Annotated in this window: 18 protein-coding genes; 9 read left to right on the top strand and 9 right to left on the bottom strand. The window is 64.5% G+C overall.

The annotated features are described in order from the left end of the window. Positions 1 to 16: 16 nt before the first annotated feature. The 4 genes from ABD742_RS03555 (at position 17) to asd (ending at position 2,910) form a co-directional block, all read left to right on the top strand. A complete protein-coding gene (locus ABD742_RS03555; protein ID WP_308193809.1) occupies positions 17 to 820 on the top strand; it encodes a thymidylate synthase in 804 nt (267 codons plus the stop codon). Beyond that, positions 817 to 1,404, top strand: coding sequence for a dihydrofolate reductase (locus ABD742_RS03550; protein WP_234749019.1), 588 nt, complete (start codon positions 817 to 819; stop codon positions 1,402 to 1,404). Before ABD742_RS03555 ends, ABD742_RS03550 begins: the two co-directional genes overlap by 4 nt. Positions 1,405 to 1,406: 2 nt before the next feature. Beyond that, positions 1,407 to 1,631, top strand: coding sequence for an NF038396 family protein (locus ABD742_RS03545; protein WP_234749018.1), 225 nt, complete (start codon positions 1,407 to 1,409; stop codon positions 1,629 to 1,631). Positions 1,632 to 1,755: 124 nt separating this feature from the next. Next, on the top strand, positions 1,756 to 2,910 hold the full coding sequence (gene asd / locus ABD742_RS03540) for an aspartate-semialdehyde dehydrogenase (protein WP_234749017.1): 1,155 nt from the start codon (positions 1,756 to 1,758) through the stop codon (positions 2,908 to 2,910). A 140-nt stretch (positions 2,911 to 3,050) separates the two neighbouring features. On the opposite strand, the gene ABD742_RS03535 is transcribed toward asd, so the two are convergent. Then, positions 3,051 to 4,169, bottom strand: coding sequence for a winged helix DNA-binding domain-containing protein (locus ABD742_RS03535; protein ID WP_234749016.1), 1,119 nt, complete (start codon positions 4,167 to 4,169; stop codon positions 3,051 to 3,053). Positions 4,170 to 4,278: 109 nt separating this feature from the next. Here ABD742_RS03535 and ABD742_RS03530 point away from each other — a divergent pair, with 109 nt between their 5' ends. After that, positions 4,279 to 4,749: a hypothetical protein gene (locus ABD742_RS03530; protein ID WP_234749015.1), complete on the top strand. Its 471-nt coding sequence runs from the start codon at positions 4,279 to 4,281 to the stop codon at positions 4,747 to 4,749. A 20-nt stretch (positions 4,750 to 4,769) separates the two neighbouring features. Here ABD742_RS03530 and ABD742_RS03525 read toward each other — a convergent pair whose 3' ends face one another. From ABD742_RS03525 to ABD742_RS03495, 7 genes are all read right to left on the bottom strand, one after another. Next, positions 4,770 to 5,837, bottom strand: a complete 1,068-nt coding sequence (locus ABD742_RS03525) for a UDP-N-acetylmuramate dehydrogenase (RefSeq protein ID WP_234749014.1) — start codon at positions 5,835 to 5,837, stop codon at positions 4,770 to 4,772. A 69-nt stretch (positions 5,838 to 5,906) separates the two neighbouring features. Further along, the gene (locus ABD742_RS03520; protein WP_234749013.1) at positions 5,907 to 7,229 is read right to left on the bottom strand and encodes an MFS transporter; all 1,323 of its coding nucleotides are present in this window, start codon (positions 7,227 to 7,229) and stop codon (positions 5,907 to 5,909) included. Beyond that, complete coding sequence (locus ABD742_RS03515) at positions 7,226 to 7,663, bottom strand: MaoC family dehydratase (protein ID WP_234749012.1); 438 nt, start codon at positions 7,661 to 7,663, stop codon at positions 7,226 to 7,228. Before ABD742_RS03515 ends, ABD742_RS03520 begins: the two co-directional genes overlap by 4 nt. Before the next feature lie 2 nt (positions 7,664 to 7,665). Beyond that, on the bottom strand, positions 7,666 to 8,127 hold the full coding sequence (locus ABD742_RS03510) for an FAS1-like dehydratase domain-containing protein (protein WP_234749011.1): 462 nt from the start codon (positions 8,125 to 8,127) through the stop codon (positions 7,666 to 7,668). A gap of 55 nt (positions 8,128 to 8,182) precedes the next feature. Continuing rightward, positions 8,183 to 9,682 (bottom strand): FAD-dependent monooxygenase, encoded by a 1,500-nt coding sequence (locus tag ABD742_RS03505; protein ID WP_234749010.1) that lies wholly within the window; start codon positions 9,680 to 9,682, stop codon positions 8,183 to 8,185. Between the two features lie 17 nt (positions 9,683 to 9,699). After that, a complete protein-coding gene (locus ABD742_RS03500; protein ID WP_078108083.1) occupies positions 9,700 to 9,924 on the bottom strand; it encodes a DUF3188 domain-containing protein in 225 nt (74 codons plus the stop codon). Between the two features lie 299 nt (positions 9,925 to 10,223). Continuing rightward, a complete protein-coding gene (locus ABD742_RS03495; protein ID WP_234749009.1) occupies positions 10,224 to 11,087 on the bottom strand; it encodes an HpcH/HpaI aldolase/citrate lyase family protein in 864 nt (287 codons plus the stop codon). A gap of 413 nt (positions 11,088 to 11,500) precedes the next feature. Between ABD742_RS03495 and ABD742_RS03490 the strand changes: the two genes are divergently transcribed. From ABD742_RS03490 to ABD742_RS03475, 4 genes are read left to right on the top strand one after another with little or no spacing between them, the layout of a single operon-like run. Then, positions 11,501 to 12,556, top strand: coding sequence for an ABC transporter substrate-binding protein (locus tag ABD742_RS03490; protein WP_234749008.1), 1,056 nt, complete (start codon positions 11,501 to 11,503; stop codon positions 12,554 to 12,556). A 2-nt stretch (positions 12,557 to 12,558) separates the two neighbouring features. Continuing rightward, entirely contained in the window at positions 12,559 to 13,482 is a 924-nt protein-coding gene (locus ABD742_RS03485; protein WP_234749007.1) for an ABC transporter ATP-binding protein, read from the top strand. After that, positions 13,482 to 14,390, top strand: a complete 909-nt coding sequence (locus tag ABD742_RS03480; RefSeq protein WP_234749006.1) for an ABC transporter permease — start codon at positions 13,482 to 13,484, stop codon at positions 14,388 to 14,390. The genes ABD742_RS03485 and ABD742_RS03480 overlap by 1 nt, the downstream gene beginning before the upstream one ends. A gap of 46 nt (positions 14,391 to 14,436) precedes the next feature. Next, positions 14,437 to 15,357: a TauD/TfdA dioxygenase family protein gene (locus ABD742_RS03475; RefSeq protein ID WP_234749005.1), complete on the top strand. Its 921-nt coding sequence runs from the start codon at positions 14,437 to 14,439 to the stop codon at positions 15,355 to 15,357. Positions 15,358 to 15,464: 107 nt separating this feature from the next. On the opposite strand, the gene ABD742_RS03470 is transcribed toward ABD742_RS03475, so the two are convergent. Then, positions 15,465 to 16,430: an aldo/keto reductase gene (locus tag ABD742_RS03470; RefSeq protein WP_234749004.1), complete on the bottom strand. Its 966-nt coding sequence runs from the start codon at positions 16,428 to 16,430 to the stop codon at positions 15,465 to 15,467. Positions 16,431 to 16,452 lie beyond the last annotated feature (22 nt).

Here is a 16,452-nt window from a genome sequence, read left to right as displayed (position 1 = left end):
CCAGTAAGCTGGGTGCGTGAGCATCCCAACCCCATATGAAGACCTCCTGCGTGACGTCATGGCCAACGGCACGCACAAGTCGGACCGCACGGGCACCGGCACGCGGAGCGTTTTCGGCCGCCAGCTGCGCTTCGATTTGAGCCGGGGTTTCCCGCTCATAACCACCAAGCGGGTCCACTTCAAATCGCTCGCGCTGGAGCTTTTGTGGTTCCTCCGCGGCGAATCCAATGTGAAATGGCTCCAGGAGCAGGGCGTCACCATCTGGGATGAATGGGCGGACGCCGACGGCGAGCTCGGCCCGGTGTACGGCGTGCAGTGGCGCAGCTGGCCGACCCCCGATGGCGGGCACATTGACCAGATCGCCGAAGTCATGAAGGGCCTGGCAGCCAACCCGGATTCGCGCCGGCACATCGTCTCGGCATGGAACGTGTCCGAGATCAAGGACATGGCCCTGCCGCCGTGCCACGCGTTCTTCCAGTTCTACGTTGCCGACGGCAAGTTGTCCTGCCAGTTGTACCAGCGTTCGGCCGACATGTTCCTGGGCGTTCCTTTCAACATCGCTTCCTACGCGTTGCTGACCTGCATGGTGGCCCAGCAACTGGGTCTTGAGCCCGGCGACTTCGTCTGGACCGGCGGAGACGTCCACGTTTACGACAACCACGTGGAGCAGGTCACCGAGCAGCTCTCCCGGGAGCCTTACGAGTTTCCGCAGCTGCGCTTCGCCCGCAAGCCGGACTCGATCTTCGACTACACCTTCGAGGACTTCGAGGTGGTCGGCTACCGCCATCACCCCTCCATCAAGGCGCCCGTGGCGGTATGAACACCCACGAAACTCCTGCCGCGGAGTCGCCTTCCTCCGGGAAGGCCGCGGAAACGCTCAACGGGATCGGCCTGGTTTGGGCACAGACCGGTAGCGGAGTGATCGGCAAGGGCGGGACCATGCCTTGGCACGTTCCCGAAGATTTGCGGCACTTCAGCCGGCTGACAACAGGACATCCGGTCATCATGGGCCGGAAAACCTGGGAGTCTTTTCCCGCAAAGTACCGGCCCTTGCCCGGCCGCACCAATATCGTGGTGACCCGGCAACACGGCTGGGCGGACTCGCCCGAAGCACGTGGCGCCGTCGTGGTCTCCTCCCTTGACGCCGCCCTGCTCGAGTCCCAGTTCGCACCGGGCGGCCAGAATGTCTGGATTATTGGCGGGGGCGAGATTTACCGGCAGTCCGTGGATATCGCGAATGTCGCCGTCATCACGGTCATCGATTCCGACACCGACGGCGACACGTTCGCGCCGGAGTTCGGCGAGGCCTGGAATCTTGAGGCGACGGAGCCGGCTGAAGGCTGGCTGACGTCCAAGAACGGCACCAACTACCGGATCGCCACGTGGCGCCGGACGGAAGACTGAGAATGCTGAAGAAACCTGAGACCCTGTTCGTGCTCGGCTACATGTTGTTGCCGCTCTTCGCGCTCTTGTCCGCAATCGTTGGGCTCACCATGATCCTGGGCGGCAACAAGATCCTCGGGATCATCGTCCTGATAGTGGTGACCCAGGTCTTCGCCTTTGGCGCCTTTTACGCCCTGCGCGCCCGCAAGGCAGCCCTGCTGGAAGAACCCGACAACTCGCCCAAGTAACTCGCAGTAAGTGTCGTTTTGTGCCCCCAAAACGGCATCTACTGCCAGCCAATTGGGTGGGTCGCGGATTTCCTCGTGACGTAACCGACAGCGGCCGGGAGCCGCGAAAGTCTAGACTGGTCCAATGACTACAGCAGCTAATCCGTCCGTTGGACTGGTCGGTTGGCGTGGCATGGTCGGCTCCGTCCTGATGCAGCGCATGCAGGAAGAGGGCGACTTCGCCAACATCAACCCGGTATTTTTCTCCACCTCGAACGCGGGAGGTGCCGCGCCGTCATTCGCTGGTACAGCAGAAGGCAGCTCAGGCAAGCTCGAGAACGCGTTCGATATTGAGACTCTTGCCAAGCTGCCGATTATTGTCACTGCCCAGGGCGGCGACTACACGAAGCAAGTCCACGGTGAGCTGCGCGGCCGTGGCTGGGATGGGCTGTGGATCGATGCCGCGTCCACGCTGCGCATGAACGACGACTCCATCATCGTGCTGGACCCCATCAACCGCGACGTCATCGACGCAGGCCTGTCCGGCGGCGTCAAGGACTACATCGGCGGCAACTGCACGGTTTCCTGCATGCTCATGGGGCTCGGCGGCCTGTTCAAGAACAACCTGGTCGAGTGGGGTACCTCCATGACCTACCAGGCGGCCTCGGGCGGCGGTGCCCGCCACATGCGCGAACTGCTCAACCAGTTCGGCACCCTCAACAACGAAGTCAGCAGTGAACTGGACGATCCCGCCTCCGCGATCCTCGAGATCGACCGCAAGGTCCTGGCGACCCAGCGCTCCGGCGTCGATGCCACCCAGTTCGGCGTGCCGCTGGCCGGCTCCCTGATCCCGTGGATCGACGCCGACCTCGGCAACGGCCAGTCCAAGGAAGAGTGGAAGGCCGGGGTGGAAACCAACAAGATCCTCGGCACGGGCAACGGAAAACCGGGCAAGGACCACGTGGTCATGGACGGCCTCTGCGTCCGTATCGGCGCCATGCGCTCGCACTCCCAGGCACTGACGCTCAAGCTGCGCGAGGACTTGTCCGTCGCAGAAATCGAGAAGCTGCTGGACGCTGACAACGAGTGGGCCAAGGTTGTGCCCAACACCAAGGAAGCCTCGATGGCGGACCTCACTCCCGTGGCTGCCTCCGGCACCTTGGAGATCCCCGTGGGCCGTATCCGCAAGCTCGAGATGGGCCCTGAATACATCAGCGCCTTCACCGTGGGCGACCAGCTCCTCTGGGGTGCTGCCGAGCCGCTGCGCCGCATGCTGAAGATCGCTACCGGCACCCTCTAGGAGTCCTGCTTTCATCAACTGACTCGCAGTTGTTGTCGTTTTGAGCGCTCATAACGACAACAACTGCGGGGGCCCACGCCGCCAGGGTTCCCTGGCCGAGCTTGCGAGGCGAGGGTGGCGGGGGGATTAGTTGGGTGCCCTCAACTCTCCATGAACCGCAGGTACTTCGCGGCCTGGATTTCGAAGGAGCGCCTGGCCGCCGGAGTCAGGCCTTCCGGGGCGAACGGTTCGGGCTCGACGACGGCGGTCCGGCCGGTGCCGCTGCGGGACCAGGTGCCTACCACCTCGCCGCCGGACACGATCATCCGTTTGAAGACCCCGTTGCCGCCCGGAACGACCTTCTGGAAATGCTCCGGGGGCAGGACAAGGCTGCGGTCCGTATACCCCAGCAGGAATTCATCGAATCCAGGCAAGGCGAGGACCGTCCGCGAGCCGGGAACGCCGTCGTCGAGCAGTGCTGCCGTCTCCGGCGACAGCCAATAGGACGTTTCCCGGAAGACGAGCTCAACGAGTTGGCTGCGAATAGCCTCGTGGGCTGCCCGGACTTCGGCTTTGGGGATCTGGGTCCACCACGCGAAGTCCAAGAGCGTGGCCGGTCCGTGGCTGCGTATATACCTGAGCAGGAATTCGGCAATCCCTTCTTCTCGGCCCAGCCTCTTGGATTCCGGAATCCACTCCTCGAAGGCCACGAATAGTTGCTGCCCAAGGGCTTTGCCTGCCGTGCCGGCCGGAGGTCCTTGGACCAGCCAAGCGTTCTGGCACAGAATCCACAGCAAATGGATCCCGCGTTGGGCCGTGGTCACTTGGCCTGCGGATTCGAAGATCTTGAAAAGTTCCTCGCGCGTGGCGCCTGGGCTTCCGGCGACGCGTTCAAGTGCAAGGTCCCGGCACGTCGCGACATCTGCGTCGTCGATGCCGAGCTCCCGGTGCCGTGCGGCAACCGAACGCATGGATCGCCCGGTGGTGATGGCCAGGATCCAGCGCAAATCCTGCGGTGGAACCAGGTGCAGCGTGCCTCGCATGGGCCAGGACCGGACCACTGTGCCGTTCTCCAGCGATTCCAACACCTTCGAGAGGCCCGAACCGGGAACCCGCTGCCCCACCGCCCAGAACGCCGAGGCGAGGTCTTGGGCCTGCATGGCGCCCATCCTGGAGACGCATTCCTCCGGGCTGCTGAATCCCCCAAGCAATCCTTGGCTCGCAAGGCGCAGCCTGCCCATGACTTTGGGAGTGACCCTGATCTTCGCCGAAGCTGCCATGGCCCCATCATAGGACGCACGGCGGACAGCTTCGGTCCTCATTAGCATGCTGGAGGAACTCCCATCCCGCTCACAGGGGCCTTCCAGCGGGCCCTCCTACGCTAGGGGAATGCTGTTCGGTGAGTTAGGTCCGCTGCTGCGGCCGCTCAGCCGGCGGTTAGCGGCCGCTGGTTGGTGCGCCGCCGCCGTCGGGCTTGTCTGCGGCTTGGCAATAGCTGTTGGCGCTGGGGTGCGATTGTCCCCGTCGATGCAGACTGTCCAAGAGGTGGGGCTCGCCGCTACTGGCGCCGCAGCCCTCCTCCTGGGCCTTGCCGCCGCGTGCCAGCCATCGTCCGACCGGCACGTTGACGATCCCGAACCAGGGTTCCAGACAGGCGCGAGCGATCAAGTGCGCAGCTTCCTGCTTGCCGCCGTCGTCATGCTCCTGGGCGTCGCAGGCTTCGCGGCAGCCGGCTGGATTTCGCCCGGCGGTCCGTCGCCGCAGAGCATAGCTTTCAGCCAGATCTTCCTCTTGGGGGCCGCCAGCTGCGGGCTGACATTCCTGCTCCTCAACAAGGTTCTCCCGAGCGGAAAGCGCTGAAGCGCGTTCCTCGCGGGTTCCTACAGGGCCAACCCGATTAGTAGCGGCTCCGGGTGCAGTTCAATGCCAAAGCGCTCGACGACGCCGCGGCGCACCTCGCGCGCGATCGCCACCATGTCCTCCGCGCTGGCTCCTCCCCGGTTGGTGATGGCCAGGGTGTGCTTGGTGGACAGCGAGGCCCGGCCGCCGGAGACGCTTGCGGGTTCCAGTCCGAAGCCCTTTCCGAAGCCGGCTTGGTCGATCAGCCAGGCTGCCGACAGCTTGACGAGGCCATCGTTTCCGGCCGGGTACTGCGGCGCTCCCTCAGGCAGTGACGCGGCCGCTGCCGCCGGGACTATCGGGTTGGTGAAGAAGGAACCCGTGGAATACGTGTCCCTGTCCGAAGCGTCCAGGACCATGCCCTTGGAGGCACGCAGCCGAAGGACTTCGCGCCGGACGTCGTTGGAATACGCACGCTTTCCGGCCTCGACCCCGAGGGACCGGGCCAGCTCCGCGTACCGGATGGGCGCGCTCATGCGTCCGAGCGGCAGCTGGAATTCAACTGTCAGCACCACATAACGCGGTGAGCCCTCGGTGGTGGTCTGTTTGAGGATGGAGTCCCGGTAGCCGAACTTGAGCTCGGAGTTGGCGAAGGTTTGCACGGCGTTGCGTTCGCGGTCCCAGGTGCGGACGGCGGCGATGGTCTGGGAGACGTCGGCACCGTAGGCGCCCACATTCTGTACAGGAGTGGCGCCCGTTGCTCCGGGGATGCCGGAGAGCGCCTCCAGTCCGGACCACGCGTGCAGTACCGAGTGCTCTACGAAGGCATCCCAGTTGTGCCCGGACTGGACCACCACAGAGACTCCGCCGCAGCTATCCTCCGAGTTGACGGTGAAGCCCTGCGAAGCGATCTTGAGCACGGTGCCCGGGTATCCGGCGTCGGAGACCAGCAGGTTGGATCCCCCGCCGATGATGAGCAGTTTCTCGCCCGCAGAATCCGCCGAGCGGACGGCGTCGATGATTTCCGCTTCGGTGCGGGCCTCCACAAAGGCGCCGGCAGGGCCACCAACGGCGGCCGTGGTCAGTTCGGAAAGCATCGTCTGGGTCACCAAACAAGCCTAGCGGGGATTGCCTGCCCTGGCCGACTGAGGAACGCGCCGGTTCAGGAACGCGCCGGTTCAGGAATGCGCCGGTTCAGGCGCGCGCTTCCGCGAGACGGGCGCCAGGAAGAAGCTGGCGACGAGCAGGACCAGGACGGCGAGCAAGGAATGCAGGATGCCGAAGTGCTCCGCCAGCAACCCCAACAGCGGCGGACCGCAAAGGAAAGCCCCATAGCCGATCGTGGAGACGACCGAAACCCGGGCCGCTGCGTACGCCGGATCGTCCGCGGTAGCGGACATACCCACCGGGAACCCCAAAGAGGCACCCAGACCCCAGATGGCCAGGGCCGCGAAGGCGAGCCACGGCACCGGGGCGAAGACAAAGAGTGCCAGCCCGACCACAGCCGTGGCCGAGCACCAACGCATCACAGGCACACGTCCGAAGCGGTCCAGGACCACGGTCCCGGCAAAGCGGCCCACAGTCATGAACGTCACGAAAATTCCATAGCCGATGGCTCCGGCGGCGTCGGATTGACCGTGGCCATCGGCCAACGCCAAGGCCACCCAGTCCCCCGCCGCGCCCTCAGCCAAGGCGAGCCCCAAGACGAGCAATCCAAGCAGGAGGGTCCGCCGTTCGCGCCACGCCCGCGCCACCATGCGCTTGCTGTCCAACGGTTCAGCCGGTCCCTGCTGGCCCGGCTGGATGATGGGCAGGGGGCCGGTTGAAGGATCTTCAAAGGTGTCCGGTTTTCCGGGCTTGAACGCCTTCGCGGGACCTCGTGCAGTGGAATGGCGGGTGATATCCGCACGGAACCATGCAGCGGCTGTCACCACCGAGACGGCGACCACCAGGCCGGCCGCGGCCAGATGCCAAAAGACCGGCAGTCCCGCGGCTGCAGCCCAAGCGCCGAGCCCTGCGCCCGCAACGGTGCCGAGGCTGAAGGATCCGTGGAGCCGGGGCATGATATGCCGTTCAAGGGCGCGTTCCAGCGACGCTCCCTCTACATTGGATGCCGTATTCCAGCTGGCCGTGCCGAGGCCGATCACCATGAGCCCAAGCGCCACGACCACCGGGTTGACCAGCACAGACGTGCCAAAACCGGCAACCGCAAGTCCCAGGCCAACCATGGCGCCGCCGATCCGCGTGGTCAGTCGTGATCCGAGCCGGATCACGATCACCCCGGATGCGGACACGGAGAGGAACGATGCCACAGTCATGCACATCAGCAGGAGCCCTACCGTGCCGGGCGTCAGGTTCAGCCCATCGCGGATCGCGGGCAAGCGGGAGACCCAGGACGAGAAGGCCAGGCCGCTGGCGCCGTATGCGGCCACCACAGCATTGCGCCACCGCGACAATTCTGCCGCGGTGGCGCGAGGTGCTGATTGTTGCAGCTGGCTCAAGCGAGCTTCACAACGGCCTGGGACTTCATCAGGACCTTCTGGCCGGCAAAGGTGACGGTCAGGTCGATGCGCGCGGTGCGGGCTTCGACGTCGAGCGCTCCCACCACTCCGGCAACCTCGATCACGGCGCCGGGCTCGCTGGTCCCGGTGGTGTCGGCGACCAGCACCGGTTTGGTGAAGCGCGTCTGGTAGTCGACGACGGCGGCGGGGTCGCCGGCCCAGTCGCTCACCAATTGCACGGCGGAGCCCATGGTGAACATACCGTGGGCGATGACTCCGGGAAGTTCGACGCCGGTGGCGAATGATTCGTTCCAGTGGATCGGGTTGAAGTCGCCGGATGCGCCGGCGTACTTGACCAGGTCCTGGCGCGTGACCTCGATGCTGCGGGTGCCGATTTCCTGCCCGACGGTGAGTTCTTCAAGTTTCAAGCTCATGGTTACTGTCCCTCTCCGCGGACCAGGATGGACGAGGTGGTGGTGGCGACCCTCTCGCGCTGGTTGTCCTCGCGGACAGCGAAGATTTCCGAACGCGTCGTGATCATGGCCCCGCCGCCCATGGCACGGACGCCGTCGACGTGCAGTTCGGCCCGCAACCGGTCCCCCGCAACGATCGCGCGGTGGTGCGTGAAGCGCTGGTCGGCGTGCACCACGCGGCTGAAGTCAATGCCGGAATCCGGGTCCTCGATCAGCTGGGCATCGGCCCGCTGGGCGACGATGATCGCGAAGGTCGGCGGGGCGACGAGGTCGCTGTGGCCAAGGGCCTTGGCGGCTTCGACGTCGAAGTGCGCGGGATGGGTGGCCTTCACGGCCCGGGCGAACTCCCGGATCTTTTCGCGGCCGACGTCGTACACCTCTGCGGCAGGGTAACTGCGGCCCTGCAAATCCGGGTTAATAGTCATAGTCCAACCCTATCGGCCCGGGACGTGTCTCCGGATTAGCATCGAAGGCAGGCCGCTACTCCGCGGCAGGCGGTCCGAACCATGTGGTGAGCGCGTCAGCGAGGCCCAGCCGGGTTCGGTCTCCCACCCAGGCCACATATCCGTCCGGCCGGATCAACACCGCGACGGGAGGGGCGACCGCCCCGAGTGCCGGAAGCTCCCAAGGACCAGGGTATGTGGCGTCGACCAGCTGAACGCGGTCTGCCCACGGCGCTATGTCGATGCCGCCGGGCTCGCCAAGATTGAGGAGCACCGGTCGTGCATCGTGCAGCAGGCTGAAGACCCGCAACGGGCCGCTCGGGGTGACGAGGTCGAGATCGGGCATGCGGCGTCCCAGCAGCGGGTGCCCCTCGCCGACGTCGTAATGTACATCGAGGCCAGACTGCATCGCGGCGAAGCGCTTGCGCGGTTCCTCCATGCCGAGGAGCTCGGTAACGACCTCGCCCACGGCCTTCGTGCGTTCGTCCGGTCGGCGAAGCGCGACACTCGCCATTGTGTTGCGCAGCACGCGGGCGGCCACCGGGTGGCGCTCCGCGTGGTAGGTGTCGAGGAGGCTTTCCGGCGATGTCCGCTTGACCACCTGGGCCAGCTTCCATCCCAGGTTCACGGCATCCTGCACACCCGTGTTGAGGCCCTGTCCGCCGTCCGGGGCATGCACGTGTGCGGCGTCGCCGGCGAGCAGGACCCGTCTGTCGCGGTAGCTCGCGGCCTGCCGGGTCATATCGGTGAATCTGGAAATCCAGATGGGACTGTGGACCCCGTAATCCGTCCCGCATACGGCGACGAGCGCCTCGCTCAAGTCACGAAGAGTGGGTTCGGTGGTGGGTCCGACATGCTGTTCGGTCACCATGACCCCCACGGGCCCGCCATCCGCGTAGACCACCTTGCCGTCGAGAATCTTGTAGTCCAGCTTGCCGAAGGAGTGAATGCCGAAGGCGTTGGGGTGGACGCCCAATGGCGGCTGCTCGGCCATCTCGACCTGGGCAATCAGGGCGCTGGTGGTCGGATCCCACCCGGGGAACTCGATTCCGGCTGCTTTACGGACCAGGCTGCGGCCGCCGTCGCACCCGACGAGGTATTCCGCGCGCAACGGCTGGCCGGCGGACAGCTCGACGTCGACGCCGGTCTCGTCCTGCGCGAACCCGGTCACCTCGCGGCCGTAATAGATCGGCACCGCCAGCTCGGCGACCCAGCCGGCCAGGATGCGCTCGATGTGGTTCTGCCACAGCCCGAGCCCGTAGTTGTGCCGCGTGGGAAAGTCGCTGATGTCAAAACGGACGCCGCCGAACCCCGCGACCTGGGCGACCTGCCCCTCGGACAGGAACCGATCAGCGATTCCGCGCTGATCGAGGACCTCGATGGTGCGTGAGTGCAAACCGCCCGCACGTGAGCCGGCGAGATCCTGGTTTGCACGCCGCTCGACAATCGCGACGTCGACGCCGGCCAACGCCAGTTCGCCCGCGAGCATCAGCCCTGTAGGGCCTCCTCCGGCGATCACCACCGCATGCTTGGTCATCGCCATGCTCCGGCAGGCTACTTCTTCAAGCCCTTGCGGACCTGCTGTCCGCGGACCACCATGCCCACAACATGCAGGACCAGGCCGAGCCCGATCACGAACAATGACGTCAGCGCAAGGCCTTGGTTATGGGAGGCGTTGCCGATGATCGTAAGGATGATCCCGACGGCAATAAGCCCCATCGCGCCGAAAACCAGCGTCTTGTAGGCGATAGAGGCCGTGGCCCAGAATTCGTTCAGCACCACCCAAGTTTAGGGCACTTGCCAGAGCAGCGGGTCCTGCAGAGCCGGAAACCCGTCAAACCTACCAACGCTTGCTCACCTTTGACCGCCTTTCCTCAAACCCTCCCTCACCTTTGACCGCCTAGAGCGAAACCCTCGCTCACCCTTGACCGCCTAGAGCGAAACCCTCCTGCACAAGTTGTGCAGAAGGGTTTCGGGAATTGCCGTCATAAGTGAGCGAGCGTCGCGGCATTTGGCCATATAAGTGAGCGAGCCCCTGAAAAAGCCGGACATAAGTGAGCGAGCGTCGGTGGGCGCCCTTACAGGGAGGGTTGGACCCCGAAGGCCACGGCGAGTTTCATGATCTTTTCGGCGCGGCCGAGGCGCGGGAGGTCGGAACCGTCGCGGATGACCCTGCCGTTGGCTTCGAAGTCGTTCATGAAATCGGTGGCCCAGGCAACGTCCGACGGCGTGGGGCTAATGACCTCGTTGATGACCGTGGTCTGGTCGATGGCCAGGCAGAGCTTGCCGGTCATGCCCATGGTCACAGTAATGCCGGTCTGCTCTCGCAGGATCGGGTGGTTGGTGCCGACGGTCGGGCCGTCGATGGGGCCAGGCAGGTTGCCGACGCGGCTGGCGACGACGAGCTTGGCACGCGGGTAGGCCATCGCTTCAGGCGTGGCGGCCATGCCGGTGTCCCGGCGGAAGTCACCCGAACCGAAGGCTAGGCGGAAAGCACCCTGGGCGCGGGCGATGTGGTTGGCTTCCTCGATGCCGAGGGCCGATTCCACGAGGGCGACCACCGGGGTCTTGCCGTCCATGCGGTGGAAGGACTCGGTGACCTGATCCGCGGACTCAGTCTTGGCAAGCATGACGCCCAACAGACCGGGGGTGCCACGCAGACCGGCGAGGTCATCGGCCCAGAACGCGCTTGTGGCGTCGTTGATGCGGACCCAGGCCTGGCCACCGTCGGTCAGCCAGTTGATGACGTTGTCGCGGGCAATGTCCTTCTGGGAGGGGTCCACAGCGTCTTCGATGTCAAGGATGATGGCGTCCGCGCGCGACAACGCCGACTGGTCGAAAAGCTCCGTCTTCATGGCGTTCACGAGGAGCCAGGAACGGGCAATGTCTGCGGGAATTTTGCGGGTTGACCGAATGGACTCGGCGGCGGTGCTTGACGTCATGTATCTACCGTATCCGGCCAGCCGCCAGGAACGCTAAGAATCTGGCACCGGTGTGAGCATCAATACGAACAAAACGATTGTGACAGGCAACCCCGCCCCAACTGGCTCGCAGTTGTTGTCGTTATGCGCCGTCAAAACGACAACAACTGCGAGTCAGTTGGGTTTGGCGCGCTTTGGGGAGCCCGCAGCTCAACGCAGCTCAACCCCGCGACGCGAAGCGAAATGTGTCCTTGCATTGCCCGGAGTTGCGCGCGCATTTCGCCGGATTTCCCCCGGTTTCCCGGCGTTTCCGGGCGTTACTGCCGGGCTTCCCCTGAGCAGTGGACATGCGCTTACATCGTTCCCACCGGCAGTTCGGTCTACTCGAGACCACGTCCGGACCAACGAAATCCACTCCCCAGAAAGTAGCTCCCATGAAACTGCACCAGCCCCTGCTAAGCGTCGCGGCCGCCGTCGTACTTGCGCTGACGGTGACCGGCTGCGGCGGCAATGCCCAAGCGGGAGACCAGGCCCGAGGCCAGACAGCCGGTCAGCCGGAAGTCAGAGAGCTCCGCTACCAAGGCTCGGCCAACAACGTCGGGCTCCCCGAACTGGCGGCGGACCTCGGTTACCTGGGTGACATCAGACTCAACTGGGTAGGCAACACCATCAGCGGTCCCCAGGACATCCAGTCGGCGGCCACCAACCAGACCGACTTCGGCGGTGCGTTCGCCGGGGCAGTGGTGAAGCTGATTGAGGCGGGGGCTCCGGTGACCGCCGTCGTGAACTACTACGGCGAAGACGCCAAGACCTTCAACGGCTTCTACGTCAAGGCGGACAGCCCCATCAAGACCGCCAGGGACCTCATCGGCAAGAAAATTGCAGTCAATACCCTGGGTGCCCATTCCGAAGCCGTCATCAACACCTATCTCAGCAAGAACGGCCTCAGCCAGGACGAAATCAAGCAAGTACAACTGGTAGTGCTCGCGCCCAACGACACCGAGGAAGCCGTCCGCCGCGGCCAAGTGGACGTCGGAAGCCTGGGCGGGGTCCTGCAGGACCATGCGGTTGCCGCCGGTGGACTGCGCTCGCTCTTCAGCGACTATGGACTCTTCGGCACCTTCGCCGGCGGACAGTACGTGCTCCGCAACGACTTCATCGAGAAGAACCCCAACACGGCGCGGACCTTTGCAACGGCCGTGGCCAAGGCGATCAAGTGGGAGACCGAGACGCCGCGCGACCAAGTGATCGCGCGCTTCAAGAAGATCATCGACGCCCGCGGACGCAATGAGAGCACCGCGAACCTGCAGTACTGGAAGAGCCCCGGCGTACCCGACAACGGCGTGATCAAGGATGAGGACTTCACCCGCTGGTCTGCCTGGCTGAAGAGCTCGGGAATCGTCAAGAACGATCTCACACCGTCGAAGTACTACACCAACAAGTTCAACAACCTCGAATCAAGCACCCCAACAAGCACGGCGAAGGGATAGCGATGACCGCCAAAATCAGCCTCCGCGATGTCACCAAGCAATTCACCATCCGCCCCGGCAAGGGCTCCACGGGCGCGAAGACCTCCCCGCCCGGCGCGAAAGAGCCCACTACGCTGACCGCCCTCGACTCCTTGAGCCTCGACGTGCGCGACGGCGAATTCCTCACTTTGGTGGGGCCGAGTGGTTCCGGCAAAACCACCTTGCTGGACCTCCTGGCTGGCCTGTCCGCGCCCACCTCCGGCGAGGTATTGGTGGACGGCCAGCCTGTGACGGGACCCGGGAAGGATCGTGCCGTTGTTTTCCAGCAGTATGCGCTCTTTCCCTGGCGCACGGCGTCGGCCAATGTGTCGATCGGGCTTGAAGGCAAGGGCACGGACGGGCGCAAGCTCAATCGCCGCGAACGTGCCGCCAAGGCAAGCGAATACCTCAAATTGGTTGGCCTGGCCGGCTTCGAGGACCGTTTCCCGCATGAGCTCTCGGGCGGCATGAAGCAGCGAGTGGCCATTGCCCGGAGCCTCGCGTATGAGCCCGATGTGCTCCTCATGGACGAACCCTTCGCCGCGTTGGACGCCCAGACCCGCGAACAGCTCCAGGACGAGCTCCTGCGGATCTGGCGGGCCACGGGAAAGACGATCGTGTTCATCACGCACGGCATCGACGAGGCCGTGTACCTCGGGCAGCGTGTCGCCGTCCTCAGCGCCCGGCCCGGACGGCTCAAGGAAATCGTGGACGTGGACATCCCGGACCGAGACGGCGAGGACGACATCCGCTCGCACCCCGCCTTCGTCGAACAACGGCACAAGGTCTGGACCTTGTTGCACGACGAAGTCCGCCTGGCCCAGGACGCCGGGCATCGCAAGATCCTGCCGGACGGCACGGCCCCGGATGAAGGTCCGGGAACAACTCTCGAAAGGAGCGCAGCCTGATGACGACAACACTCGCGCAACAGCCTGCGGCGAGCGCCGCGCCCAAGCAAGCGCCCGCCGTCGGGCACTCCGGTCCTGTTGAGGCGGAGCGTTGGAGCACGACGGCGATACTCGCCTTCGTGCGGACGGCCGCCGCCCGCACCGGTTCCGGCCTGTGGAAGGCTGCGGGGATCATCGCGTTCCTGGCTCTCTGGGAACTAGGGCCGACATATCTGGCCAGCCCGTCAACTCGGGTATTCCTGCCGCCCTTGCACGAGGTCCTGGCCGCGTGGGGCAAGCTGTTCGAATCCGGCAGCATCCAGGGGCATTTGGCCGCGAGCCTCACCCGTTCGGTGTCGGGTTTCGGCGCGGCCCTTGTGGCTGGCGTATCCCTCGGTCTGCTGATCGCCTGGTACGGACGGCTCAATTCGGTGTTGAACCCGCTCTTGGAACTGTTCCGCAACACTGCCGCGCTTGCCCTGCTGCCTGTTTTCACACTGCTGCTGGGGATCGGCGAGGAGTCAAAGATCAGCATCGTGGCGTACGCGGCGTTCTTTCCGGTTCTGCTGAACACGATCGCGGGCGTCAAGACCGTGGATCCGCTGCTCATCCGGGCCGCGAAATCGCTCGGCCTCTCGAGCCTCGCATTGTTCCGCAAGGTGATCCTGCCTTCCGCGGTGCCCACCATTTTCACGGGAATCCGCATGGCCGGCACGGCCTCCATTTTGGTGTTGATCGCCGCGGAAATGGTGGGGGCGAAGGCGGGGCTCGGCTACCTCATCGTGAATGCCCAGAGCAGTTTCCTTATACCGGACATGTACGCCGGCATTCTCACGGTGTCCCTTCTGGGCTTGGCCGTGAATTTCCTCCTCGTGGCCCTGGAACGCCATTTCTCCCGCTGGCGGACCGCCGTCGGGTCCGGGTCCTGACCGTCAATCCATCTATCCCGTAAGTCACAACAGAAAAGGAACAAAAATGCCCGTCATCACCGAAACAAAGTTGGAATTCGCCAAGCTCGGATCCCGCATCGGCGCCGAAATCCGCGGCTTCGACCTCAGCGGCGATCTCTCCCCGGAAACCGCGGGGCAGATCCGGGCCGCGCTCAACGAACACAAGGCCCTCGTTTTCCGCGAGGCCAACATTCTCAGCGACGAGGCCCAGGTGAAATTCGCAAGCCATTTCGGCCCGCTCACCACGGCGCATCCGACCGTGGCCTCCGTGGAGGGCGAAGAGAACGTACTGCCCGTGGACAGCGAAAACGGTTCGGCCAACAACTGGCACACCGACGTCACATTCGTGGTCAACCCGCCACAGGCTTCCACCCTGCGCAGCATCGACCTTCCGTCGTATGGAGGCGAAACCCTGATTGCTTCTTCGGCAGGAGCGTACGCGGACTTGCCGGACGAGCTCCGGAACTTCGCGGACACGCTGTGGGCGATCCACACCAACGACTACGACTACTCGGTGCCGAAGAACCTCGAGCATGGGAATGCCGATGAACGCCGCAAGGAATTCACCCGGATCAAGTTCGAAACCGCCCACCCCGTGGTGCGTGTCCATCCCCTCACCGGCGAGCGCGGATTGTTCATTGGGGGCTTCGCGCAGCGCCTGCGGATCGTGGGGCTTTCCAACACGGAGTCGAAGGACATCATCCGCTTGCTGCAGGCCTACGTCACCCGACCGGAGAACGTGGTGCGCGTGAACTGGGAACCGAACCAGTTGGTGCTCTTCGACAACCGCATCACCCAGCACTACGCCCCCGACAACTACGACGGCCAGCCGCGCAAGCTCAACCGCGTGACTGTCGCCGGCGACATCCCGGTCGGTGTGGACGGCAAGCAGAGCCAATCGATCCAGGGTGACTCAAGCACCTATTCCGTTGTCGCACCGCTGTAGTAGCACGCATGTGTTGTTGTAGCTGCCTTGGCCCAACTGACTCGCAGTTGTTGTCGTTATGAGCCCTCATAACGACAACAACTGCGAGTCAGTTGGGCTTAACGCGCTTAGGGGAGCTTGCTGCCCCGCGCAGCCACCCACAGGCCGTACCACTCGGTCCGCGTCATGGCTGCGGCAACTGCGGCAGCATCCGCGCAGGCAGCGATCCGCGCCGGGTTGGAACTGCCCAGCACCGGGGAAATGCGTGCCGGATGCTTCATGAGCCACCCCAACAACACAGCCTCAGGAGTGACACCCTTTGCGTCCGAGAGCTGGGCGACAAGAGCGGAAGTCGCAGTGTCCGCGGCAGTCGGGAAAACCGGCGTCGAGCCCGTATACCGGCCCTGGGCGAGGGAACCGTACGCCTGCAGCTCAATCCCCTGGCCGACGCAGTGTTCCAAAGTGCCGTGCGGGAAGCTGTAGCCGAGGGCATCGTCGTGGTTGACCAGCACGGTGCTCTCAAGCCAGGCACGCCGGTGCAGGCTCATTTCCAGCTGGTTGGCCACGATCGGCACCTCAAGCTGGTCCTGCAGGAAGGCGATCTGCGCGCCGAACATGTTGGACACGCCCAATTGCCGCACCTTGCCTTCCGCGATGAGCTGCCCGACGGCGGACGCCACCTCCGCGGGTTCCATCAGCGGGTCGGGACGGTGGAGCAGCAGCACGTCGACGTAGTCGGTCCGCAACCGTTCCAGGCTTCCATTGACCCGTTCCAGGATGGAGTCCTTGCTCAGGTCGTAATGCCCTTCGACTCCGGGCTGGCCGAGCCGGATTCCGCACTTGGTCTGGAGCTGGATTTTCTCCCGCAGCCCTGGCGTCCTGGCCAGGACTTCACCGAAGACTGCCTCGGACTTGCCGCTGCGGTAGATGTCGGCGTGGTCGAACAGGTCGATCCCGATGCCCATGGCGGCTTCGATCGCGGCCGCGGCCTGATCGACTTCGGCAGCGCCGTATTCGCTGCCCTCCCAAGGACCTCCGAGGCCCATGCAGCCATAGATGAGCCGGCCGGATGCGATTTTGCTTTTTGCAGTCATTTTCAAACTCTTTCACATGCAA

The sequence above is a fragment of the Arthrobacter ramosus genome, from assembly GCF_039535095.1.
GTDB classification, from domain to species: Bacteria; Actinomycetota; Actinomycetes; order Actinomycetales; family Micrococcaceae; genus Arthrobacter; species Arthrobacter ramosus.
Note: the sequence above shows the minus strand (reverse complement) of the source record. Positions and strands in the feature narration are given on the sequence as shown.

Bases quoted from the DNA above. Each gene is read 5' to 3' on its own strand.
- ABD742_RS03550 (WP_234749019.1), top strand. From the start codon at position 817: ATGAACACCCACGAAACTCCTGCCGCGGAGTCGCCTTCCTCCGGGAAG.
- ABD742_RS03545 (WP_234749018.1), top strand. From the start codon at position 1,407: ATGCTGAAGAAACCTGAGACCCTGTTCGTGCTCGGCTACATGTTGTTG.
- asd (WP_234749017.1), top strand. From the start codon at position 1,756: ATGACTACAGCAGCTAATCCGTCCGTTGGACTGGTCGGTTGGCGTGGC.
- ABD742_RS03535 (WP_234749016.1), bottom strand. From the start codon at position 4,169: ATGGCAGCTTCGGCGAAGATCAGGGTCACTCCCAAAGTCATGGGCAGG.
- ABD742_RS03530 (WP_234749015.1), top strand. From the start codon at position 4,279: ATGCTGTTCGGTGAGTTAGGTCCGCTGCTGCGGCCGCTCAGCCGGCGG.
- ABD742_RS03515 (WP_234749012.1), bottom strand. From the start codon at position 7,663: ATGAGCTTGAAACTTGAAGAACTCACCGTCGGGCAGGAAATCGGCACC.
- ABD742_RS03510 (WP_234749011.1), bottom strand. From the start codon at position 8,127: ATGACTATTAACCCGGATTTGCAGGGCCGCAGTTACCCTGCCGCAGAG.
- ABD742_RS03505 (WP_234749010.1), bottom strand. From the start codon at position 9,682: ATGACCAAGCATGCGGTGGTGATCGCCGGAGGAGGCCCTACAGGGCTG.
- ABD742_RS03495 (WP_234749009.1), bottom strand. From the start codon at position 11,087: ATGACGTCAAGCACCGCCGCCGAGTCCATTCGGTCAACCCGCAAAATT.
- ABD742_RS03490 (WP_234749008.1), top strand. From the start codon at position 11,501: ATGAAACTGCACCAGCCCCTGCTAAGCGTCGCGGCCGCCGTCGTACTT.
- ABD742_RS03485 (WP_234749007.1), top strand. From the start codon at position 12,559: ATGACCGCCAAAATCAGCCTCCGCGATGTCACCAAGCAATTCACCATC.
- ABD742_RS03480 (WP_234749006.1), top strand. From the start codon at position 13,482: ATGACGACAACACTCGCGCAACAGCCTGCGGCGAGCGCCGCGCCCAAG.
- ABD742_RS03475 (WP_234749005.1), top strand. From the start codon at position 14,437: ATGCCCGTCATCACCGAAACAAAGTTGGAATTCGCCAAGCTCGGATCC.
- ABD742_RS03470 (WP_234749004.1), bottom strand. From the start codon at position 16,430: ATGACTGCAAAAAGCAAAATCGCATCCGGCCGGCTCATCTATGGCTGC.